This is a genomic window from Fontibacillus panacisegetis (genome assembly GCF_900102215.1).
In the GTDB taxonomy this organism is placed as follows: domain Bacteria; phylum Bacillota; class Bacilli; order Paenibacillales; family Paenibacillaceae; genus Fontibacillus; species Fontibacillus panacisegetis.
Genome location: NZ_FNBG01000018.1, coordinates 44,259 through 67,864, shown reverse-complemented (window position 1 = coordinate 67,864; position 23,606 = coordinate 44,259). Strand labels below are relative to the sequence as shown.

Genomic DNA, 23,606 nt, shown 5'->3' with positions numbered 1-23,606 from the left:
ATGAAAGGGGTTAGTCGTAGTGGGGAATTACGTGAAGTCAATAACATCACCAAAAAAATTCATTATAGGCCAGAATTTACTCGCCTCATTGAATGATTACATGAAAAATTTTGGCGACCATGCGTATATTATTTGTGATGAATTTATTCTGGAGCGTGCCAAACAGGAAGCGGGACAATCCATTGAGGCAGGCGGGAATAAGTCAGTATTCGTCAAATTTAATTATGAGATCACGAAGGATGAAATTAACCAGCATCGAGAAGCTTCCAGACAGAACGGCGCGAATATAATCGTCGGTATCGGCGGAGGTAAAACGCTAGATACAGCTAAAGCTACTGCATATTATGAGAAGCTTCCGGTCGTTATTTTTCCTACAATCGCATCGACCGATGCACCATGTACAGCACTTGCAGTTATTTATAAAAAAGACGGCTCATTTGATGAATACCTGTTCTTACCGAGCAATCCAGATGTAGTGTTGGCCGATACCGGGATATTATCCGCAGCGCCGTCACGATTCTTCGCAGCAGGCATTGGTGATGCGCTGGCGACCTACTTTGAAGCCAGAGCTTGCTATCAGGCATTTGGTGATAACCTTGCGCTGATGAAGCCGTCACTGACAGGACTTGGTTTGTCGAGAATGTGCTATGACAGTCTGCTTGAGAACGCTGTAAAGGCCAAAAAAGCAGTAGATCAAGGGATTACGACACGTGCGGTGGAGGCTACAATTGAAGCTACCATATATTTGAGCGGTGTCGGAGCGGAATCGGGTGGACTGGCAGCAGCCCATGCGATCCATAACGGGATGACTGCGGTCGAATCTCTTCACAAGGCACAGCATGGTGAGAAAGTGACCTTCGGATTGCTTGCCCAGCTAGTTCTGGAAAACGCACCGAAGGAAGAACTGGAGACCGTTATACAGCTTGTAAAAGATGTCGGTCTTCCGCTGACTCTTAAAGATCTTGGTGTTAAGGAATTTAAGGAAGAAGAGTGGAGAAAAGTAGCAGCCGATGCGTGCGCTGAAGGAGATACGATGGGGAATATGCCATTCTCGGTCACACCGGATGATGTGTATAATGCCATTGTAGCAGCCAATGCCATCGCTGAATCTTATCACGATTAATACATTCCGTGCAGAGAGGCTGTCCCAAAAGTTATCTAAGATAACTTTGAGGAACGCTCTTTTAGCAGTGGAGAGGCAAGATATCAGGAAAATAATGCAAAAATGCAGCTTTTTAAAAGAAGCCATAAAAGGATGAACAGAAGCCTGCAAAAATGCAGGAATATTGTTCAGAATAGACTAGTTTGAAGAGAATCCTTAGAGAAAGCCTGCACATTTGCAGCAATTTAGGGCATTTAGAGGCTTTACATGATTAAAGCCTGCACATTTGCAGGAATTTCAGGAATCTCGCATCATGCACTATTACACATGAGATACGGTCATAGAATGTGGCGGGATCAAGCGGTGCAGGGATCGTCTTCCTTGCACCGCTATGTCTAGTTTTGACACTAAACCTACTTTTGGAACAGCCCCTTTTTTAATTACAAGTCTTTATAGATAAAACCTATAAGCTTAATAGATTCTATATCATTGTTTATCATAGATGGTTATGATACAACAGAAGAAGAGTATATTCGGGCGTTTATTAGCCTTTATAAGTAGAAAAGGGAGTTGTATAACATGGCAGAAGTGAAAAAAATTGCAGTGATCGCCGGTGACGGTATCGGTCCAGAAGTAGTAGCAGAAGCAGAAAAAGTGTTGAAACGTACAGAGGAATTGTTCGGATATCGTTTTGAGACAGAACATGCTCTCTTTGGCGGGATCGCTATTGATGAGAAAGGAACTCCACTTCCGCAGGAAACGTTGGAAGTTTGTCAAAACGCTGATGCTGTATTGCTCGGAGCTGTTGGTGGGCCTAAATGGGATTCCAATCCGGCAGAACTTCGTCCTGAAACTGGTTTGCTAGGTATTCGTAAAGCGCTCGGCTTATTCTCGAATCTTCGTCCGGCTGTCGTATTTGATTGCTTGAAGGATGCTTCCACTTTGAAACCGGAAGTACTTGAAGGTACTGATCTGATTGTAGTACGTGAGCTTACTGGCGGTATCTATTTCGGTGAGAAATATCGTCGCGAGACCGAGAACGGTCAACAAGCGGTAGATACTTGTGCATACACTGTTAACGAAGTAGAACGTATTGTACGTCAAGCCTTTGAGATCGCTCAAAAGCGCCGCAAGAAGCTGGCTTCTGTTGACAAAGCTAACGTTCTTGAATCTTCCCGTTTGTGGAGAGAAGTTGTCATTCGTGTAGCCGCTGATTATCCTGATGTTGAGCTTGAGCATGTACTCGTTGATAACTGTGCGATGCAATTGCTTCGTCGTCCTTCCAGCTTTGACGTTATTGTAACTGAAAATATGTTTGGTGATATTTTGAGTGATGAAGCGGCTATGCTGACTGGTTCAATCGGTATGTTGTCGTCTGCTTCACTCGGAGCAGGCAGCTTTGGCCTGTATGAGCCTGTCCACGGTTCTGCACCTGATATCGCAGGACAAAATCTTGCGAACCCGATTGCTACAATCCTATCCGTTGCTTTGATGCTTAGAATGACATTTGGTTATGCAGACGCAGCTGACTCTATTGAAAAAGCAGTAGCAGAAGTGTTGGATGCTGGACATCGTACAAGTGACATAGCAGTAGACAAGTCTTCAGCGATTGGAACTATTGCGATGGGTGATTTGATCGTAGCTACTATGAAATAATAAATAGCTTTTTGAGTCCTTACATTCATAATGTTCAATAAAAGTTCTTTATTTATAATTATTATAAAAAAGAAATTACTATAATATTGACTTTGAATTTTCACGATGATAACATTTGAAATGTAGTACAAAACTGCAAATTTAATGGTGTGATACAGAAATATTTCATATGTTTCTTACATATTTCAAAGGAGGATTTTCAAATGGCAGAACGTTTAGTAGGTAGACCTGCTCCGGATTTCGATATGGCGATTGTAACTGGTGACGGACAAGAATTTGGACGCAAGAAATTATCTGATTATCGCGGTAAATGGTTAGTATTTTTCTTCTATCCATTGGACTTCACTTTTGTATGTCCAACAGAAATTACTGCACTTAGCGATGCATACTCTGAGTTCCAGTCACTTGATACAGAAGTATTGGGCTGCAGTATTGACTCGGAGCATAGCCATAAAGCTTGGATTAACACTCCAAAAGACAGCAATGGTTTGGGTCAACTGAATTTCCCACTTGCTTCTGACATTACGAAGAACGTTGCTCGTGATTATGGCGTATTGATCGAAGAAGAAGGCGTTGCACTTCGCGGATTGTTCATCATCGATCCTGAGGGTGAATTGAAATACCAAGTAGTTAATCATAACGATGTAGGTCGCAGCGTTGAAGAAACATTACGAGTACTTCAAGCTCTCCAATCCGGTGGACTTTGCCCAATGAACTGGAAACCAGGAGATAAAAACCTGTAATAATACAAATCAAATAGTACGTAAGGCCCCCTAGTTGGAAATTGCCAAATAGGGGGCTTTTTGCCCAATTATAACCTGGTTGCCATAAATCACAGGAATCTGAATCAAACATATCGAATACAATATTTGAAATCGAGCCAGGAAGGGTGATGGGGAATGAGTTTTTGTTGCGGTGCTAGCATGTTGGGGACGAAAGGTACATTGAAGCATTACCGTACCCAGGTACATAATGTCCCCCTTCTTTTTTGCCCGGTATGTAATCGGGTAGAGGTTCATTACAAAGTCGAGCATGAATATGAAATATTAGCGGAATATGCGCATAGTGATGGTATGGCTGAAATTGATTTTCAGGATTTTGTGATGGAGGATGATGAGTCAATATTTCGCAACTGCGTGAACTGTGAGGATGATGATCCGCTTGATCTCGTTCGCAGCCAGATTGATATGGCTCTTGATCTGCTTACAGTCGCTAAACAAATTGGTGATACAAAATGGGAATATGAACTTAAAAAACGATTAGCAGTTATGAGCAGACGGAAATCTAAATTAATTCAAAAATAGTTGACATGCTGTAGCAGCTTTCAAAAGGAAGCTGCTACATTTTTGTGGGAAATTTGATAATATCCGATAAAACAACTAATTTCGACAGTTTCTCTGATTGACGGTTTTTGGAAAACTTTACTATGATTGATGTAGTTCATTTTCGATGTATATCCGCATTTTCGATTGCGCAAGTTGAATGCGAAAATTTAACCGCGTATACCGGTTGAAAAAGGATACATTAGTCGGATGGGGACAAGGTCATTTTTTTGTATTGTTGATCTTGAGAGTGATCGTATGTTGTGAATGAGGCAGGCAGATCATTTGGGAAAGGGAGGTACCAACTTGTTAAGTGAATTTCAGGACACGTTGCTCCAGTCCGTAAAGGCTTATCAATCTACTGAACTTGTGAAGAACAAGTATGAGAACGTATTAGAGCATCTAGACAGCGGAATACTGCTGTTTGATAGCGAAGGTGAACTCAGCTTCATCAATGTTCAGATGGCCAAGCTGCTCGAAATTCCGCGCCAATCACTAATAGGTTGTAATTTACTTCAAATGTTGCGCCATACGCACCTGACTCGGTTTAAGAAGCGGAAAATTCTCCGTATTTATAGGGAAACGATTTTTCATCGCAAAAAATACCATGAATTGATTGATGAGTACGGAAGGCATTGGTTAATCACAGTGACTTACGGAGATCAAATGGACGGGGATTATCTACTAAGCGTAAAGGATGTATCCGATTATAAGAGAATAGAGCAGACGGCCTATCAGAATGATAAGCTTGCTATGCTTGGAAAAATATCCGCAGCTATCGCCCATGAAATAAGAAATCCATTAACAGCGATTAGAGGATTTATTCAATTACTGCGTCCCCACCTGGTTCAGCTTGGAAGAGATGAATACGCACGTATCATTCTTACGGAGATAGACAGAGCAAATGATATTATTTATGAATTTTTGAACTCGTCAAAACCATCGGCTCCGCAAAAGGTCGTAGTTAGTGTGTCATCCCTGCTTAAAGAGGTTGTACTGCTTACTGAAAGTGAAGGGCTGATGAAGGGCTGTGAAATCAATTTACGATTACCTGATGAGGTTATGAAAATATCGGTCGATGTAAAACAGATCAAGCAAGTGCTGCTTAACATCATTAAAAATGCAATGGACGCTATTGAGGAAGTTGAGGGTGATCATGCAGGTATAATCGATATTGGAGCCCATCTGGATGGCAAGTTCGTCAATATTTCGATTCAGGATAATGGTAATGGAATGGACAAGGCATTGCTCGCTAAATTGTTTGATCCGTTTTTTACGACAAAGGAGAAGGGCACGGGTTTGGGTTTGTCTGTAAGTTATCGGATTATTAAAAATCACAGAGGAAATATTTCGGTCGACAGCATGAAAGGATCAGGGACTGTGTTTTTGATAACGCTTCCTTTGGCATAAGAATAATTTATATATATAAACTATCATTTGTAGCACAAAAAAAGGCTGCCCTTTCGGGAGCCTTTTAATTTTTTTGTTGCTAGTTTTCAGTTTTAGAAGCCGAGGAGGAGGAAGCAGTATTGCAAGCTACTGAGCATGATTTACGCGCAGAGCAAGCTGCACATGCCCCTTTTTTGCTCTTTTTTATACCTCTGTATAAAGCGTAGGCAGCATAGCCAAATACTACAGTAATAATGATCAGATCCGCCATATCAACCTCTCCTTTTGATTTATAAAATTATTTTATGAAAATCCGATCCATTGCCCGCCCTGATAAATGATTAGCGATACCAGATACGCTAGTACCAGGGAGTAGAAGATTGAGAATAGGGTCCACTTCCAGGAAGCTGTCTCTTTACGTAATACACCAACAGTTGCCAGGCAAGGTGTGTACAACAAAACAAATGCCATAAAGCTGTATGCCTGCAGTGGTGTGAATACGAGCGCTAGTTGACTTTGCAGACCGGACATATCAGGTACGTGGTAAATAATATTCATTGTAGATACGACGACCTCCTTGGCCATAAATCCTGTGACCAGCGCAGCTCCGGATTGCCATGTGCCAAACCCGATAGGGGCGAGTACAGATGCAAAGAGACCGCCAATAGCAGCTAGGAAGCTGTCATCCATCGTTGTGGCAACTCCACCTGGTCCAAGATAAGTAAGCAGCCAAATAAGCACAGATCCGCCTAGAATAAAGGTCCCGGCTTTTCGGATAAACCCTTTTCCTTTTTCCCAAGTGCTGCGAAACAGTGTTCTTGCTTGTGGCATTCGATATGGCGGAAGTTCTACCATAAAAAAGGATTTGGTTTTTTTCAGCATAAAGAGTGAGAACAATTTAGCCATAACCAAGGCTAGGACGATGCCCATAATATACAGAGAAAAGACTATAGTTGCTTGTGCGGTTTCAAAGAAAATGCCAGCAAATAATGCGTATACAGGGAGTCGTGCAGAACATGACATAAGTGGGATAAGCACCATGGTTAAAGTTCTTTCTTTAGGCTGTTCTATGCTTCGGGATGCCATAACTGCTGGAACATTACAGCCAAAACCAATAATAAATGGAATGATTGCTTTCCCGTTAAGTCCGACCAGTTCCATTAACTTATCCATCATAACTGTAATTCGAGCCATATAGCCTGAGTCTTCAATAAAGGAAATGATCAGGAACATAATGAAAATCTGGGGTATAAACACGATTACTCCACCAACACCAGATATGATCCCGCTTAATATAAGCTCTCTAGTAAAATCAGAGGCCCCTACGAGTTCAAGTCCTTCTACCGCTATATTAGTTATCGGTCCTGAAATGAAGCCATCTAGAAGGTCTGAGAGCGGATTTCCAAGCCAATCAAAGGTAAGCTTGAACGTAATGAACATAAAAGCAAGGAATATTGGGACTCCCCAAAAAGGATGGGCAGCGACAGCATCAATTTTTTCTGTTAATGGATGCGGTTTGCGAAGGGTAGAATCCACCACTTTATTGCATATTTCATGACAAAGGGACATTCGAACAGAACGAATATATTCCTGTATGGATAAATGTTCACCGGCATCCTGCATTTGCTGCTGCGCGGACTGACACACCGTTTGTAATCGTTCCATAAGTCCAGCTTCGGCAGAGCTTGATGATAGTGCTGCTGTGACAGCTGGATTATTTTCAAGTATCTGAAGCGAGGTCCAACGATGGGATCCGGATAGATCTGGCAGGGCATCATTTAATTCCCGGGAAATGTTCAGAATGGCGTTCTCGACAATTTCTCCATAGTTTATGGTGAAGTAAGGAGTGTGTAAAGAGTCATCTGCTTCTTCAATTGAGGTAAGCAGGTTGCTGCTTCCTTCTCCAGTACGCGCAATTAGCGGTATGATTTGACAGCCAAGACTTGCGCCAAGGGTTTCTGTATCAATAATAAGGCCCTGCGACTTGGCAACATCTATCATATTAAGTCCAATGATGAGAGGTTTGCCATATTCAAGTAGCTGCAGGGTCAAGTAAAGGTTGCGCTCCAATTGTGATGCATCAACGATGTTAACAAGAAGGGAGGGAGATTCTGTTGCCAAAAATTCAGCCGCAACTCCTTCATCTCGTGACAGTGGATGCAGTGTGTATATTCCGGGGAGATCAGTGAGGTAGCCTTTTTTGTTTTTAAGTTGTCCTACTTTCTTCTCGACGGTAACACCCGACCAGTTGCCTACATATTCGTAAGAGCTAGTTAACGAGTTAAATAGAGATGTTTTGCCAGTGTTGGGATTGCCAATTAGGGCAGCATTGTTCATGATACATCCACCTCGATTTGAGCGGCTTCTTTTTTACGAATGCCCAGCAGCTGTCCACAGCACTCAAGCATTATAGGTCCGCCTAAGGGACAGCGACGTTTAATTGTCACATTTGATCCTTCTGCAACTCCCAGGTCAGCAAGTCGACGCTTCAGCATTGGATCAATAGCTCCAAAGTGGCGAATAGATCCCACTATTCCGGGTTTGAGGCCTAACAGGCAGCATTGGCAAGGTGGCATATTTTCATCACTCCCTAATCCATTGGTTCGATTTTTATTTCGATATTGATAATCAATATCAATTAGGTTTACATGATAGCATGGCTTAAAATCACATTCTGTGATAAATGTCATAATCAATTAGATATCTTTATCTTTACTTTTTGTTTTCTCTTCAAGTAAGATGAATAGTAAAACAATCGAGGGAAAGGGATAGGTAGGGATGAAGATCAATCAAAGCAAAATTGTTGACTGTACGATCCGTGACGGAGGGCTGGTCAATAACTGGGATTTTAGTGTAGAGTTTGTGCAAAAATTGTATGCTGGCTTGAATGAAGCTGGCGTAGATTATATGGAGATTGGTTATAAGAACTCTCCAAAGCTGCTTAAAGGTGCAGATGAGGCTGGTCCTTGGCGCTTTTTGAATGATGACTTCCTTAAAAAAGTAATTCCGCAAAAGGGAAATACTAAGCTGTCCGCCTTAGTCGATATCGGGCGTGTTGATGAGAATGATATTTTGCCGCGCAGTGAAAGTCTTCTTGATCTGATTCGTGTAGCCTGCTACATCAAGGATGTTGATAAAGCGCTCCAATTGGTGCAGGTATTCCATGATCGTGGTTACGAAACTACAATAAATATTATGGCACTCTCTAATGTCATGGAGAATGAGCTGCTTGAAGCTTTTGAAATGATTAAAGAGAGCGTCGTTGATGTCGTATATATCGTAGATTCTTACGGAAGCCTGGATTATAAAGATATGGAATACTTGGTTAACAAATTCAAGACTCACTTGCCTAATAAACGTTTGGGTGTGCATACTCATAACAATATGCAGCTGGCCTTCTCCAATACACTGGTAGCTGCTGAAAATGGCGTCGAGCTTTTAGATGCATCTGTATATGGAATGGGGCGTGCGGCAGGTAACTGCCCAACAGAATTACTTGTTGCTCATATGAAGAATACGAACTACCAATTGCGTCCTGTACTCGATGTATTGGAACAATTAATGATTCCACTTCGTGAAAAGGAAGAATGGGGATACATCATTCCTTACATGATCACTGGTATGCTGGATGAACATCCACGCTCTGCAATGGCGCTTCGGGCTTCAAAAGACAAAGACAAGGCTGTTGATTTCTTTGATAAACTAACAACTCCAGAAGTGAATTTTGAAAAAAAATAAATGCTCGATCACCAAAAGTCCGGCTCCCAAAGTGCCGGGCTTTTTATTTTTTTCAAATTTTGATAGTTTTTTATGTTTAAGTAAATGTTTTTTAAGGTAAAATGCAGGAAAAGAACGAAAAGTGTTGAAATATAATTACAGAGATTTTTACCTCCGGGGGTTTAGACATATGAGAATCAGAACAGAGGAAAAGAAAGCGGCCTTACAGGTCGGAATGGGTCTAGTAGTGATGCTCAGTTTAATTCTGCTTGCCTCCGAAATTGGAGAGATGAGGATACCCCAAGATATTATTTCCACATTGCAGCTGATGGCTGGTTTGTTTTGTGGAGCAATATCATTTGCTATCTTTGCCCAAGGGTGGATTCTGTTTGCTGATAAATTGTCGAGACAGCGGTTATATTCTGCGGCTTTGTTCTCGGTTGTCGGGATATTAGATGTTCTTCATATTTTGACAATCAGTGGATTACGTCCTTTTGGTCTTGAATTTGGTATTAATCTATCCTTCGCATTTCTGGCTGTTTCTCATTTTATATGTGCAGCAGGGATGTCAATTATTTTTTTCTTGCCTGATCGACAAGTGTCGGGACAACATAAAATAGCTGTATTTGCCGGAACTGCAATCTTTAGCGCGGTTGGTATAGGTTTGCTTTATACATATCAGAGTGATCTGTCTATTATTCTTGGTGATAGCTTGTCCATGTTTAGTGGCAGAGTAATATGGAGCAGCACTTTACTTCTTTACATTGTCGGTATGGCTGCTATTGTGCATCGTAGTCGCAAGGATAACCCTGCTGCAACTATAACGGTAGTTTGCGCGATGATGTTTATGATGATGGGACATCTTTTGCTTATGAATTATCATATGCTTGGTAACGGATTAATTATGGTACTGGGACAATGGTATATTGGAATCTCTTATTATTTTGTACTTAGAGGTGTTTATCGTCTGACGATTGAAGAGCCGCTGCTTGATAGACAGGCAGCTGAAGCACGAATGAAGCATATGTTTTATCATGATGATTTGACGGGGCTTCCCAATTTACGGCGATTGAAGGAAAGGCTTAATAAACTGTTGAATACACATGGCCATGATGAACTGTGCATAGGAGTTGCGGTAGTTAATATTGATCGTTTCAAAGCCATTAATGATTCATTGGGATACAGTGCAGGTGATAAGCTTCTGATGGAGGTTGGTGGTCGCCTGTCTCAGCTGTGTCTGGACAAAGAACGTATTTTTCGCCTCGGTGAAGATGATTTTGCCATGATTTTACCTCAAATGAGCGATGCATCTGAAGTGGAAAGTCGTGCCCGCGAAATGCTGGCGTCTCTTGATCCGTCTATCGTAATCGATGAAACGGAGTATCATATTTCATTGAGTATGGGACTCGCTGTTTATCCTGATGATGCAGCAGAGGTCGATCAAATTATTCAATATTCTGATATGGCGGTTCATTATGCGAAGGATAGGGGTGAAGATTTTGCAAGATATATGGACTTTATGAAACGGGCTACTCAATCCAGAGTAGAGTTGGAGAATGATATGCGCAAGGCTTTGGAAAGGGAAGAATTTTTTCTTGAATTTCAGCCTCAGTTCAGTCTCCTGTCCGGTAAGATGGTCGGGATGGAAGCATTAGTAAGATGGAATCATCCAAAACGCGGGTTGATTTCGCCGAGTGAATTTATACCTCTAGCTGAAGAAAGTGGATTAATTGTTCCGCTTGGAGAATGGGTATTAAGGACGGCGTGTCAGCACAATAAACAGTGGCAGCTGGATGGTTATGATCCTGTATGCATTTCAGTTAATTTATCAATGCGTCAGTTCAGACAGTACAATCTGGCAGACCGGGTAGATGCGATTCTGAAGGAAGTAGGCCTGGAAGCTCGTTATTTGGAGCTGGAGGTCACTGAGAGCATGACTCTGGACATTGAAACGGCATTCAATCAATTAGAGGGATTAAAACGCCTCGGAGTACATATTAGTATCGATGATTTTGGTACAGGGTATAGTTCCCTGTATTACTTAAAGAGTCTTCCTATTGACCGTCTCAAGATCGATCAGGCATTTGTTAAAGAGGTAATGATGGATAGCAATGATGCTGCGATTGTGTCCACTATTACAACAATGGCCCAGCATTTGAAATTAAAGGTGACAGCTGAGGGTGTAGAAAACAAGGATCAGCTTGAATTCCTTAAATTGCAAAACTGCCATGAAGGCCAGGGCTACCTGTTCAGCAAACCGGTGTCAGCGAGAGTGTTCGAGACAGAATTTCTTAGTCAGCTAGCAGGTTGATTATCAGTTAAACAGTTGATTGCAAGAGGTGCTTAAGAGCTAGTATTCTGGCTTTTAAACACCTTTTTTTAATTCTGAACGAACACGACTCTTAGTGAAGACGAACTCATTAACACTTATAAACGAAATCAATTAAGGCGACCTCTTAAATAGAAATCACATATGTAATATTTCGGTATTGTAAAAAATGTTGCACTGAGGTTAAGGAGGTGGTATACTATATTTTGTCTTCACGAGAGATAGTTTCTCATGAATAGGACATCGGGACGTAGCTCAGCTTGGTAGAGCACCTGGTTTGGGACCAGGGGGTCGCATGTTCAAATCGTGTCGTCCCGACCATAATGTGTACGTCTTATCTCCTAATTAAACTGTACATGCGGGTGTAGTTCAATGGTAGAACTCCAGCCTTCCAAGCTGGTAGCGTGGGTTCGATTCCCATCACCCGCTCCATCATTTAAACGATAGATCCTTACAGCTGTAAGGATTTTTTTGTTGTTTTACATCGAAAATTTATTAGATATTTTATATGCGGTATACTCAAGGTAGGAGGAATGGTTACCGTGCAGATGAACCGGCTGTTTGAGATCGTGTATCTGTTAATGCAGCGCAAAACGATGACGGCTGCCGAGCTGGCGGAACGCTTCGAGGTATCCAAGCGCACGATTTATCGGGATATTGACGCGTTAAGCGGTGCGGGCATCCCCGTATATGCTAGCAAGGGCAAAGGTGGCGGGATCGGCCTGTTGCCGGATTTTGTGTTGAATACATCGCTGTTATCCGAAGCGGAGCAGAATGAGATACTGTTTGGGCTGCAAAGCCTGGAGGCGACCAATGCCATGCAGACCGGCCAGGTGCTGGCCAAGTTGAGTAATCTGTTCCGCAAGGAAGAAGTGGGCTGGATCGATGTTGATTTCTCGGAGTGGCACAGTGGAGAAGCCGGACGGGACAAGTTCGGGCTCCTGAAAACGGCTATTTTGGAATGCCGGGTCATCACGTTTACTTATTACAGCTCCAATGGGAGAAAAAGCAGGCGGCAGGCGGAGCCGATGAAGCTGCAGTTTAAGAACCGGGCCTGGTATTTGCAAAGCTTCTGTTTGAAGAGCCGGGAGCTCCGCACGTTTAAAATAAACCGGATCGAGGACCTCCAGTATACGGGTGAGTTTTTTGAGCGGAGAAAAATGGCAGTGCCCGCGCTGGAGGAATCCAGCCAGAAGGAGAGAATCCAAAAGGTTGATCTGGAGCTGGCATTTTCGCCGTCTATGGCCTTTCGGATATTTGACGAGTTTGACAGGGCTAACGTTCATCTGCATGAGGATGGTAGCTATCGGGTATTCGTGAGCTACCCGGAAGACGGGTGGGTGTATGGACATTTGCTTTCGTTTGGCGAAGATCTCAAGGTCATATCACCGCCCCATATTCGCAGTATCCTGGAGGAGAAAGCGAAAAAAATTGCTGAAATATACGGCCGGCCCTTCTTAATATGACACGCTGATGTCAACTTATCACTGCTACAATAGCAGTAATTTAAGAAGGGAGTGTTGAAAATGGAAATAACAAATGAAAAGCAAGAAACGTATTGCCAAAGCTGCGGCATGCCTTTGACAAGCGATGAGGTGCTGGGCAGCAACAGGGATGGCGGAAAAAATCAGGAATATTGCGTTTACTGCTACAAGGACGGCGCGTTTACGACTGAGGAGACCATGGAAGAAATGATTGAGTCTTGCCTTAAACACGGCGGCGATTCCGGCATATTTGCGGACAAGGATCAGGCGAGAAAAATGATGCAGGATTGGTTCCCTACGCTCAAACGCTGGAAAAACACCTGATCCGTGGTGAAAGAGGACGAGTTTATGGCGGAAAAACTGGATTTTAAGAAGAGACATAAAGATCTTTATTTGCCTAAGGAGGACCCCGCGCTGATCGAGGTTCCGCCGATCCGTTATTTCATGGTGGACGGTGAGGGAGCGCCGGAGAGCAGGGGCTATCAAAATGCGTTGCAGGTGCTGTACGCTTTGTCGTATGGAATAAAGATGAGCAACAGGAGTGCATATCCGCCGGAAGGTTATGTCGAGTATTCCGTTGCGCCGCTAGAGGGGCTTTGGGATTCCGCCGGAGGAGGGTTCGATCCGAACAGGGACCATTGGGTGTGGACCGCGATGATCCGGCAGCCGGATTTCGTGACGGAGGAAGTATTTCGTCAAGCGGTTATACAAGTGGCGAAAAAGAAGCCGGAGCTTGACTTCGGCGCCGTCAGGCTTGCCGTTTATGAGGAGGGGCTGTGCGTCCAACTGATGCATAACGGTCCGTACAGCACCGAGCCGATCTCGCTCGCTAAAATGGAGCAATTCATTGCGGCTAACGGACTGGTCGATGATTGCGGCCCTGAACGCCGGCATCATGAGGTTTATATGTCGGACCCTCGCAAAACCGCTCCGGAAAAAATGAAAACGGTATTGCGCCATCCCGTCAAGCGGGCATAATCGATTGGATTTGCTGCAGCCCGCGCCTTTGCAGCGAATTACTCTGCTTGAGCGGGAAGTATCGCCTTAACACGGCCCACCTGACCATCCTGCAGCCGGACCTTGATCCCATGGGGATGACTTGGCGAATGGGTCAGAATATCCTTGACGATGCCGCGGGTTAAACGGCCGGTGGGCTGGTCTTTTTTTAACACAATATCCACGGCAAGACCGGGGGTAATGTTTTTACGTATTGTACCGTTCATAGCTGAAATCTACTCCTTATCCTGACAAATTGAGTTATTAGTAGTCACATCATTCTATACACCTTATCACACCGTTACCCTGATTCCAAAAATCGGACGGAATTTCTTCGGGTGAAGCTTGCCATTGGCGTAAACTTTGCATATAATAGCAGATAAGTCGAAAATGCAAAGTGTTAAACGCGATGATGGAGAAGAGTAAGCAGAAGCCTTCTTACAGGGAGGAGACGTCAAAGATTGAGAGCGTCTCTATGGAACCAGGCTGCCGAAGTTCGCTCCTGAGCGGTTCCTTGAACCCCGTCGTATGCCGAAAGGCTACGCGGCACAGTAGAGGATACCGGACTAGCGGCCCGTTATGCCGATCAAAGTGAGAGTTTTTAGCATGGTTAAGAAACTCTAACAAGGGTGGTACCACGGTCTTTTCGTCCCTTTCCGGGAGAAGAGGCCTTTTTTTGTTGGGCGATGAGGCAAAACCTGCAAATATGCAGGAGTTTTTAGCTGAAACTGCCGAACCTATACCAAAGCCTGCAAAAGTGCAGGAATTTCAAGGTTTCACGGCTGTAACCAGCGACTAGGCAAGAAAAAAATGTATTTTTGCAGGAATATTTTATCAACAACCTAACTACGGGGAAAAAACTGCACAATTGCAGGAATTTCTCAAGATGGTGTAACGCGGGTAACAATCAGGCATCTGAAACCAGCAAAGATACTAAATTAAAATTAGCATTAGGGGGATATGTTCATGAAAGAACGTTTGGAAGCACTCAAACATGAAGCTGTTGAGCAGCTTGGTAAAGTAGCAGATGCGATCAAGCTTAACGACCTTCGCGTCAAATATTTGGGTAAAAAGGGGGCTCTCACCGAAATTTTGCGGGGGATGGGTTCTCTAAGTACTGAGGAACGCCCTGTAATTGGCCAAGTGGCTAATGACGTACGTGGAGCGATCGAAGCGCTGATTGAACAGAAGCAAACCGAGTTTCAACGTCTTGAAACTGAGAAACGCCTTGCCGCCGAGAAGGTAGATGTGACACTGCCAGGTCGTAAGTTGAAGCAAGGGGCAATTCATCCGCTCAATCAGGTAATTCAGGATATTGAGGATATTTTTATCGGAATGGGTTATAAGGTTGCAGATGGTCCTGAAGTTGAAACGGATTATTACAATTTTGAAGCTATGAACCTGCCGAAAAACCATCCGGCTCGCGATATGCAGGATTCCTTCTATTTGACTGAGGAGCTGTTGATGCGCACTCAGACTTCCCCGGTTCAAGCTAGAACGATGGAAGCTATGAAGGGGGAAGTGCCGATCAAAGTTATTTGTCCGGGTCGTGTATACCGTCGTGATGATGACGATGCAACGCATTCATTCCAATTCCACCAAATCGAAGGTCTTGTCGTTGGTAAAAGAATTCGAATGAGCGACTTGAAAGGTACGCTGCTGGAATTCACTCGTAGAATGTTCGGGCCTAACACACAAATTCGTTTGCGTCCAAGCTTTTTCCCTTTCACTGAACCAAGCGTTGAAGTAGACGTTACTTGTGTGAAATGCAGCGGAAATGGATGCCGTGTTTGTAAACAATCCGGTTGGCTCGAAATTTTGGGCAGTGGCATGGTTCATCCGCGAGTACTGGAAATGAGCGGCTATGATTCGGAGGAATACAGTGGCTTTGCGTTCGGTATGGGTGTGGAGCGTATTGCTATGTTGAAGTACGGTGTAGATGATATCCGTCATTTCTACAGTAACGATATGCGCTTCCTTGGACAGTTTGCCAGAGTATAATTTTGAAATAAGAAAGGGGATTTGACATGAAAGTATCAGCCGATTGGTTGTCACAATATGTTTCGCTCGATCAAGTAGACATTACGGAGCTAGCTGAGCGAATTACACGTTCTGGAATTGAAATCGATTCGATCGAGTCTCGTAATAAGGGAGTCAACAAAGTAGTAGTAGGTTATGTAAAAAGCAAGGAAAAGCATCCTGATGCGGATAAATTGAATGTCTGCATCGTTGATGCAGGAGAAGAGGAAGATTTACAAATTGTATGTGGGGCAAAAAATGTTGATGCAGGTCAAAAGGTCCCAGTTGCGTTGGTTGGAGCCAAGATGCCTGGAGGTCTTGAGATTAAGAAAGCTAAGCTGCGCGGTGTTCCGTCGCACGGAATGATTTGTTCGGCTAAAGAGCTCGGCCTGAACGATAAGCTTCTTCCAAAGGAACAGCAAGAGGGAATCCTGGTGTTGCCTGAGGATACTAGCATAGGTACACCAATTACGAAACTGTTGGCCCTGGATGATCAGGTGCTTGATTTTGACTTGACACCTAACCGTTCGGACTGCCTTAGCATGATTGGTGCTGCGCATGAAGTTGGGGCGATTTTGGGCCGTGATGTCGTTCTTCCAAAGCCAAAAAATGATTTGATCGAGGTTGGTCAAAAAGCACAGGATTTTATCAAAGTAAAAATTGAAACTCCTGAATTGTGCAGCCGTTATTCTGTTCGTTATGTCTCTGATGTCAAAATTGGAACTTCTCCGATCTGGATGCAAAATCGCTTGATGGCTGCCGGAGTTCGCCCGATTAACAATATTGTTGACATCACGAACTATGTCATGCTGGAGTATGGACAACCGCTTCATGCATTCGATGCTGATAAAGTGGCTGGTGGAGCTATTGGTGTACGTGCTGCCAAAGAAGGAGAAAAGCTGGTTACCCTTGATGGCCAAGAACGTCAATTAGACGCAGGTGCTTTGCTCATCGTTGATGGAGAAAATAAACCCGTTGGTCTCGCTGGTGTAATGGGTGGATTGGATTCAGAGGTTACAGAGAATACAACTAATATCATTATTGAGTCAGCAAAATTTGATGGCGGTTCGGTACGGAAAACGTCACGAAATTTGGGACTTCGTTCTGAAGCATCTCAACGGTTCGAGAAGGAAGTAGATCCAGGTGCAGTAATTCCTGCGTTAGATCGCGCTGCTGCTCTTATGATGAGCATCGCTGGGGGGAAAGTTTTAACAGGGATTGTAGAATCTGTTGTGTCGCAGCCTGAAGAACAGGTTATAACATTATCGTTGGATAAATTAAATGATTATTTGGGCACACAGATTTCCATGCTGGAAACGAAAGCAATTTTATCCCGTCTGCATTTTGAAAGTGGAGATGCGGCAGGAAATGCATTGGACGTTCGTGTACCGACTCGTCGCGTAGATATTACCCGTGACGTTGATTTAATCGAGGAAGTAGCCCGGTTGTACGGGTATGATAACATCCCGACTACTAAAATCGAAGGACCTTCAACGGCTGGAGGCTACACTAAATCGCAGGCGCTTCGTCGTTTGCTTCGTGGGCTGCTAGTTCATGGCGGCCTACAGGAGACGATGGGATACTCCTTCATTCGAGAAGGAGATCGTAATCTGTTCTTGAACCTCAGCGAAGGTGAATGTGAAATTAAACTCGCTATGCCGATGAGTGAGGAACGCAGCGTGCTTCGTGGCAGCTTGCTGCCTGGATTAATCGATGCAACTCAATATAATCGTAATCGCAAGCTTGATGATCTTGCTTTATTTGAAATTGGCAACGTGTTCCATGCTAAGGAAGAGAAGCTTTCGAAGCAGCCGAGCGAAATGCCTGTACTCGCGGTGCTCTTGACGGGCGATCGCAGTGTTAAAGGCTGGAATACTGCTGCTGAGAAGGTTGATTTCTTTGATCTAAAAGGTGTGTTAGAAAGTGTGTTCGAGTATCTTGGGCTGAATGATCTTGTTACCTATGAAGCAGATGAACCAAAAGGACTTCATCCCGGACGCTCAGCTTCAATATTTTTAAATGTGCCTGAAGGGAAGCAGCGGATCGGTATCATGGGTCAACTGCATCCAGTATTACAAAGTGAAAAAGACCTGAACGATACATTTTTAGCCGAAATTAAGCTTGAGCCTGTATCTCGTTATGCAGGTAACACCGTAGTTTATCGCGATCTCCCTCGATTCCCTGCTAGTGAACGGGATATCGCAGTTGTAGTGGATACTTCAGTTGAAGCAGGGTCGTTAATTACGTCAATTAAAGAAACTGCTGGTGAAATACTGGAGTCTGTTGGAGTATTTGACGTATTTACGGGCAGCAAGCTCGGAGAAGGCAAAAAGAGTATAGCAATGTCACTCGTATATCGTCATATGGACCGCACGTTGACCGATGAAGAAATTACTGCTGTACATGATAAGGTCGTTGCAACCTTGGAACAAACTTTTGCCGCAGAATTGAGAAAATAGCAGGAATTAAACAAAGTCACATCGAATCAAATGTAAGAGTTACTGATTCGATGTGACTTTCGTATAATTATCAGACATCTAAGATGAACGCGGACTGAAGGAGGCACAAGGCTTTGGATACCCCTGATCGTATTAGTGTAAACGTAAATATTTATGGAACTTCTTATAAAATTGTTGGCAGTAGTGCCGAATATATGAAGCAGGTTGCTCGTAGAGTGGACGAGCAGATGCGTGCGATGTCTAAATTGTATTCTCACCTGGATACACCGCGTCTGGCAGTATTGACAGCTGTTCGCATGGCAGAGGATTCTGTCAAGGCTGAGAAGCTGCAAGAAGAATTGACCACAGCTCAGCAAGAAAAAGCGGGGCTTGCGCAAGAAATTAAGGTGACTCAGGCTCTCCATGAAAAGCAGGAAAATATGTACAAGGCTCTTCAGGAGGAGCACCATCAAACGATTAGTGATAAGAAATCACTGTCTGAACAATTGACGCAAAAGGATAATGCGTTAAAAGAACGGGATGCTGAGTCTCGAAAATTATCTGGAAAAATTCAAGAACTGGAGCGGCAGCTGGTTGAAATGAGAGGAAGCAACTCTCAGCTTCAGGCCAAGCTTCGCAAGAGTGAACAGGATACAAAAACAGAGCATGAGGAGCGGGAAAAGCTTCATCAACAACTAAAGTTGTCTCAGCAAAGAGAGGCAGAGCTCAAGTCTTCCGAACAAAAGCTGAAGGATAGTAATGCCAAGCTGGAGCAGCAAAATAAAGTTAGTCAACAGCTGCTGCAAAAGAGTGAGGCTGAGAATAAACAACTTCAGCAAAAAGCAGAAGATGAAGGTAAGCAGCGGAGACAACAAATAAATGATGCGCAACAGCGTGAGGATAAGCTTCGAGCAGAGCTACAGATCGCTCAGCAGAGCGAAAAATCATGGCAGAAACTGTCCGAAAAGCGAAATGATGAGCTTAGTCGTTTGGAGATTCATGTTCTGGAAGCGTCCGAACGTAATGAGAAGCTGACTGAAGAGCTTCAAGCCCTGCATAAGGAACTGGATGAGGCTAAGCAAGAGGTACTCTCTGTACGAAAAGAGCTGGATACGGCTAACATTTCGGCGCAATCTGTATCACAAGAGAAGCGGCGGCTCGAAGAAGAAATTAATGAGCTTACCATACGTATTCAAGAATTGGATCAAGATATTCAAGATTATGCCGCACTCGCGGAGGAGCATGATGAGTCGCGTCAGGCTGCTGAGAGGCGAGAGCAGGACTGCAAAGAAAAGCTGGAATTGGCAGAGGAGAAGCTGTCTGGCTGGAAGGACGCGGAGAGTGAACTACAGCGCCAAATCAGTGATTGGCAGCAGGAATGTGCTTCTGAAAGTGAGCGAATCCTCAATTTGAATACTGAAAATCATGAGCTTGAGCAGGAAAAAGAACGCTTTTCAGAGCAATTGAAACAAATTTCCGAGAGCTATGAAATCGTGTCCCATGAATATCGTCTACTACAAGTGGAACGTGAGGTCGAGCGGGAGCAGGTTCAGAAGCTGGAAGAGAATTATCGACTCTTGAAAAATGATTATAGCAAGCTTCAAACGGAATATAATGAATGGATTGAATTGATCGAACAGGATCAGGGTTGACGATGTGCAGGTTTTACGTCATGTAAAGATAGCAGGAGCCCTTGGTGATTAACCAGGGCTCCTGAATGTTTTTACTATTCTACTATGATTTTGGAGATCATCGTACCATGTCCGGTGCCGCACATGATCGAACAGGATACTTCATATTCTCCTGCTTCTGTAGGTATAATGACTGCTGAGTTGTTCTTCCCGCTTAATTGGAGTTTAAGACCTGGGACGAGAATGCCGTGGTTGCCCTCAGCATTTTTAAATGTAATTTCAACCGGGACATCCTTCTTTAGATGATATTCGGCTTGATCGAACTGGAAGTTCGTCGCTTCGATAACCAGCTCTGCTTCGGGCTTGACGCCAGTCAATGCACCGCTACTGCCTTGTGAACTGGTTCCGCAAGCTGACAGAACAACAAGGAGTACTGAACAAATTAAAAAAGCAAATGTTTTTCTCACAATAATCCTCCGCGATTAAATAATTATGTGTCAAATTTAAGAATATTATAACGCGATCGGAGGAAATACAGTGAAGTAAGGTTTGAATAATTAGTGAACTTCTTCCAAATAAAAGCAGCTCCTTTTCCGAAGAAGAAGGAACTGCTCTATACAGCAGATAATAAATGTAACTACCTATCCGATTTGTCCTTACCTGCTTCAAATGGTGTTGATACAGGAATGAACAAGTCGATGATCCCGATGACAAGGGCTGCAAGTAATGCTCCGATGATGGATACAGAAACACCGGAAACAATGAACTGGGCTAACCAGATGACGAGAGCACTAGCTACAAAGCCGACAATGCCGCGTCCAAACGGTGTAACCTTTTTGCCAAAGACACCTTCTATGGCCCAACCCAGCAGAGCGATAACAATGGCGAGCAACAAGGCGCTGCCGAAGCCACCGATACTGAATTGCGGAACGAGCCAACCCACAACAAGCAATACAATGGCTGAGACGATAAATCGCACAACATGTCCCAGAAAATGCATGGTACTTGGCCTCCTTTATTAAGTGCATGGTATTATCCTTGCTTAGAATGTTCCAAAGTAGATGTTCTTATGTGCGATCATGTGAAATGGCGAAATATGAGCGGTTTCGTTATAATGAGATCATAGCTCGAGAGGAGTTGTGAAAGTACTTGGAAGACAAAATATTAAAAACGATGGAGTACCACAAAATTATAGATCAATTAGCAAAATATACGCAGACAGCGTTGGGTAGACAAGCTGCGGAATCGCTGCGTCCTTCCACTCATCTGGAGGAAGTGAAAAAACTTCTTCAGGCAACGGACGAATCGTTTAAGGTTGACCGGATTAAGGGATCGCCTTCTTTTGGCGGAATTATCGATATGACTGCAGCCGTTAAAAGGGCACGCATCGGCGGTACGCTTAATCCACATGAGCTTCTCGGAATAGCGACTACGCTTGAAGGCGCACGTCGGATAAAACGTTATATGTCAGGCATTCACGAAGAGGAACCTGTAGAACTGTTATTTGCGCTAAGTGATAATCTGAGTGAACAGAAACCGTTGGAGGATGCTATTAAGCGTTGTATTGATGACAGCGCCGAAGTCATGGATTCCGCTAGCAGCGAGTTGGCACAGATTCGCCGCGAGCTGCGCGGGGGTGAAGTGCGCATTCGCGAAAAGCTGGATGCCATGATCCGATCTTCCACCGTTTCCAAGATGCTTCAGGATCAATTGATTACGATTCGAGGAGACCGTTTTGTTATACCGGTTAAAGCGGAATACCGTTCTCATTTCGGCGGTATTGTGCACGATCAGTCTGGCTCGGGAGCAACTTTATTTATTGAGCCGGAATCAATTGTAGCCATGAATAACAAGCTTCGTGAGACACGTCTTCGGGAAGAACGCGAAATTGAAGTTATTTTACAAAAGCTTACTGCTTTGGTTGGTGATCAGACTGAGCTGTTGCTGTATGACTGTGATGTATTGGCACAGCTTGATTTTATTTTTGCCAAGGCTCGTCTAGCACGAGAATTAAAGGCGACATTGCCGCGAATGAATGACCGTGGATTTATGAAGCTCAAAAAAGGCCGACATCCTCTGATTAGCAGAGAGCAAGTCGTTCCAATCGATGTGGAATTGGGCAACCAATATTCTACTATCATTGTGACGGGACCTAATACAGGCGGTAAGACGGTGACACTCAAAACTATTGGCCTTCTGAGCTTGATGGCGATGTCAGGTCTGTTCGTGCCTGCTGAGGATGGAAGTCAGTTATGTGTATTTGATGCGATTTATGCCGACATTGGGGATGAGCAGAGCATTGAGCAAAGTCTGAGTACTTTCTCGAGCCACATGACGAATATTATTTCTATTTTGTCGAGAATGACGCCGAAGAGTCTGGTGCTGCTTGATGAGGTTGGAGCTGGAACTGATCCGGCAGAAGGATCGGCGCTTGCCATTGCGATTTTGGAGCATATTCATTCACTTGGATGCCGTATGGTTGCGACTACCCATTACAGTGAGCTGAAAGCCTATGCCTATGAAAGAAAAGGTGTTATTAATGCAAGCATGGAATTCGATGTTAATACATTAAGTCCAACCTATAGATTACTTGTAGGTGTTCCTGGTCGTAGTAATGCTTTTGCCATAGCTGAACGACTTGGATTGAGAGCTACCATTCTGGAGTATGCGCGCGGTGAAGTTAAGGAAGAGGATCAGCGAGTAGAGAATATGATCGCATCCTTGGAAGAGAATCGGAATGTAGCAGAACAGGAACGGGAAACTGCGGAGAAAGTAAGAAAAGAACTTGAGGTGCTTCGTAGCCGTCATTCTGCCGAGCTTGATAAATTGGAGCAGCAAAGAGATCGCCGTCTGGAAAAAGCTGAGGAAGAAGCATTGGCCATCATCGCCAAGGCACGAAGCGAAGCTGAAAAGATTATTGAGGATTTAAGAAAGCTGGCACAAGAGGAAGGCGCTTCAGTTAAAGAACACAAGCTTATTGCTGCTCGAAAGCAGCTTGATGAAGCTGAGCCACAGCGTAAAAAGAGCGGATTGTCCCGCAAGGCGGCAAAATCTCCACGGAAAGTTGAACCTGGTGATGAAGTAATGGTATACAGCCTTAATCAAAAGGGTCTTGTTGTCGAGTTGGCTGGGAAAGAAGCATTAGTACAGCTTGGAATTATGAAAATGAAGGTTGCACTTGATGATTTAGAGTTGATCGGTTCTGCACCAGAAAACAAGCCGAAGCAGCGTAATGTTACTAATCTCAAGCGGACTAGAGATGAGAATATCCGCAGCGAACTGGATTTGCGAGGAGCCAATCTAGAGGAAGCCCTGATTGAGGTTGATCGATTCATTGATGAAGCTTATCTTGGCAACCTGGGACAGATCTATATTATTCATGGAAAAGGCACAGGAATCCTGCGAACCGGGATATCGGATTATTTGCGCAAACATAAACATATTAAGAGCTATCGTCTAGGCAATTATGGTGAAGGCGGTACTGGAGTTACGGTGGCTGAGCTTAATTAAAGTGATTGATGTG

At 43.9% G+C, this 23,606-nt stretch carries 21 protein-coding genes, 2 tRNA genes and 1 other annotated feature; of the genes, 17 read left to right on the top strand and 6 right to left on the bottom strand.

Annotated features, from left to right (window positions below):
* The first annotated feature begins 19 nt into the window (after positions 1–19).
* From BLS49_RS15395 to BLS49_RS15375, 5 genes are all read left to right on the top strand, one after another.
* Complete coding sequence (locus BLS49_RS15395; protein WP_091232316.1) at positions 20–1,123, top strand: glycerol dehydrogenase; 1,104 nt, start codon at positions 20–22, stop codon at positions 1,121–1,123.
* Positions 1,124–1,681: 558 nt separating this feature from the next.
* Positions 1,682–2,758 (top strand): 3-isopropylmalate dehydrogenase, encoded by a 1,077-nt coding sequence (gene leuB, locus BLS49_RS15390; RefSeq protein WP_091232314.1) that lies wholly within the window; start codon positions 1,682–1,684, stop codon positions 2,756–2,758.
* 203 nt (positions 2,759–2,961) lie between these two features.
* On the top strand, positions 2,962–3,501 hold the full coding sequence (locus tag BLS49_RS15385; protein WP_091232311.1) for a peroxiredoxin: 540 nt from the start codon (positions 2,962–2,964) through the stop codon (positions 3,499–3,501).
* Positions 3,502–3,657: 156 nt separating this feature from the next.
* Positions 3,658–4,062, top strand: coding sequence for a hypothetical protein (locus tag BLS49_RS15380; RefSeq protein WP_091232308.1), 405 nt, complete (start codon positions 3,658–3,660; stop codon positions 4,060–4,062).
* Between the two features lie 324 nt (positions 4,063–4,386).
* Positions 4,387–5,490 (top strand): ATP-binding protein, encoded by a 1,104-nt coding sequence (locus BLS49_RS15375; RefSeq protein ID WP_091232306.1) that lies wholly within the window; start codon positions 4,387–4,389, stop codon positions 5,488–5,490.
* Between the two features lie 79 nt (positions 5,491–5,569).
* Here BLS49_RS15375 and BLS49_RS15370 read toward each other — a convergent pair whose 3' ends face one another.
* From BLS49_RS15370 to BLS49_RS15360, 3 genes are read right to left on the bottom strand one after another with little or no spacing between them, the layout of a single operon-like run.
* Positions 5,570–5,740: a FeoB-associated Cys-rich membrane protein gene (locus BLS49_RS15370; RefSeq protein WP_091232304.1), complete on the bottom strand. Its 171-nt coding sequence runs from the start codon at positions 5,738–5,740 to the stop codon at positions 5,570–5,572.
* Positions 5,741–5,772: 32 nt separating this feature from the next.
* Positions 5,773–7,806, bottom strand: coding sequence for a ferrous iron transport protein B (gene feoB / locus BLS49_RS15365; RefSeq protein WP_175471428.1), 2,034 nt, complete (start codon positions 7,804–7,806; stop codon positions 5,773–5,775).
* A complete protein-coding gene (locus tag BLS49_RS15360; protein ID WP_091232444.1) occupies positions 7,803–8,045 on the bottom strand; it encodes a FeoA family protein in 243 nt (80 codons plus the stop codon). Before BLS49_RS15360 ends, feoB begins: the two co-directional genes overlap by 4 nt.
* Before the next feature lie 202 nt (positions 8,046–8,247).
* Here BLS49_RS15360 and BLS49_RS15355 point away from each other — a divergent pair, with 202 nt between their 5' ends.
* From BLS49_RS15355 to BLS49_RS15325, 7 genes are all read left to right on the top strand, one after another.
* Positions 8,248–9,207: an aldolase catalytic domain-containing protein gene (locus BLS49_RS15355; protein ID WP_091232297.1), complete on the top strand. Its 960-nt coding sequence runs from the start codon at positions 8,248–8,250 to the stop codon at positions 9,205–9,207.
* A 169-nt stretch (positions 9,208–9,376) separates the two neighbouring features.
* Positions 9,377–11,497, top strand: a complete 2,121-nt coding sequence (locus BLS49_RS15350) for a putative bifunctional diguanylate cyclase/phosphodiesterase (protein WP_091232294.1) — start codon at positions 9,377–9,379, stop codon at positions 11,495–11,497.
* A gap of 262 nt (positions 11,498–11,759) precedes the next feature.
* A tRNA-Pro gene (locus tag BLS49_RS15345) sits at positions 11,760–11,836 on the top strand.
* A 37-nt stretch (positions 11,837–11,873) separates the two neighbouring features.
* Positions 11,874–11,947: transfer RNA gene (locus tag BLS49_RS15340), tRNA-Gly, on the top strand.
* 101 nt (positions 11,948–12,048) lie between these two features.
* On the top strand, positions 12,049–12,981 hold the full coding sequence (locus tag BLS49_RS15335; RefSeq protein ID WP_245742465.1) for a helix-turn-helix transcriptional regulator: 933 nt from the start codon (positions 12,049–12,051) through the stop codon (positions 12,979–12,981).
* A 60-nt stretch (positions 12,982–13,041) separates the two neighbouring features.
* A complete protein-coding gene (locus BLS49_RS15330) occupies positions 13,042–13,323 on the top strand; it encodes a zinc ribbon domain-containing protein (RefSeq protein WP_091232287.1) in 282 nt (93 codons plus the stop codon).
* A gap of 24 nt (positions 13,324–13,347) precedes the next feature.
* Positions 13,348–13,977 carry a GyrI-like domain-containing protein gene (locus BLS49_RS15325; protein ID WP_091232282.1) on the top strand — a complete coding sequence of 210 codons (630 nt, stop codon included), beginning with the start codon at positions 13,348–13,350 and terminating at the stop codon, positions 13,975–13,977.
* A gap of 38 nt (positions 13,978–14,015) precedes the next feature.
* Here the strand turns inward: BLS49_RS15325 and BLS49_RS15320 are convergent, their stop codons facing one another.
* Positions 14,016–14,222 carry a YwbE family protein gene (locus BLS49_RS15320; RefSeq protein ID WP_091232279.1) on the bottom strand — a complete coding sequence of 69 codons (207 nt, stop codon included), beginning with the start codon at positions 14,220–14,222 and terminating at the stop codon, positions 14,016–14,018.
* A 173-nt stretch (positions 14,223–14,395) separates the two neighbouring features.
* Positions 14,396–14,652 (top strand) — a binding site (T-box leader).
* A 19-nt stretch (positions 14,653–14,671) separates the two neighbouring features.
* Between BLS49_RS15320 and BLS49_RS25535 the strand changes: the two genes are divergently transcribed.
* The 4 genes from BLS49_RS25535 (at position 14,672) to zapA (ending at position 20,104) form a co-directional block, all read left to right on the top strand.
* Entirely contained in the window at positions 14,672–14,794 is a 123-nt protein-coding gene (locus BLS49_RS25535) for a hypothetical protein (RefSeq protein WP_281243745.1), read from the top strand.
* Positions 14,795–14,961: 167 nt separating this feature from the next.
* Positions 14,962–15,996 carry a phenylalanine--tRNA ligase subunit alpha gene (gene pheS / locus BLS49_RS15315; RefSeq protein WP_091232276.1) on the top strand — a complete coding sequence of 345 codons (1,035 nt, stop codon included), beginning with the start codon at positions 14,962–14,964 and terminating at the stop codon, positions 15,994–15,996.
* A 26-nt stretch (positions 15,997–16,022) separates the two neighbouring features.
* Positions 16,023–18,473, top strand: a complete 2,451-nt coding sequence (pheT, locus tag BLS49_RS15310; protein WP_091232272.1) for a phenylalanine--tRNA ligase subunit beta — start codon at positions 16,023–16,025, stop codon at positions 18,471–18,473.
* Positions 18,474–18,586: 113 nt separating this feature from the next.
* Entirely contained in the window at positions 18,587–20,104 is a 1,518-nt protein-coding gene (gene zapA, locus BLS49_RS15305; RefSeq protein ID WP_091232270.1) for a cell division protein ZapA, read from the top strand.
* Positions 20,105–20,178: 74 nt separating this feature from the next.
* On the opposite strand, the gene BLS49_RS15300 is transcribed toward zapA, so the two are convergent.
* Both BLS49_RS15300 and BLS49_RS15295 read right to left on the bottom strand, forming a co-directional pair.
* On the bottom strand, positions 20,179–20,550 hold the full coding sequence (locus BLS49_RS15300; RefSeq protein ID WP_091232267.1) for a cupredoxin domain-containing protein: 372 nt from the start codon (positions 20,548–20,550) through the stop codon (positions 20,179–20,181).
* 170 nt (positions 20,551–20,720) lie between these two features.
* Positions 20,721–21,083: a phage holin family protein gene (locus BLS49_RS15295; protein ID WP_091232264.1), complete on the bottom strand. Its 363-nt coding sequence runs from the start codon at positions 21,081–21,083 to the stop codon at positions 20,721–20,723.
* A 149-nt stretch (positions 21,084–21,232) separates the two neighbouring features.
* On the opposite strand from BLS49_RS15295, the gene BLS49_RS15290 reads away from it, so the two are divergent.
* Complete coding sequence (locus BLS49_RS15290) at positions 21,233–23,593, top strand: endonuclease MutS2 (protein WP_091232259.1); 2,361 nt, start codon at positions 21,233–21,235, stop codon at positions 23,591–23,593.
* The last annotated feature ends 13 nt before the right edge of the window (positions 23,594–23,606 follow it).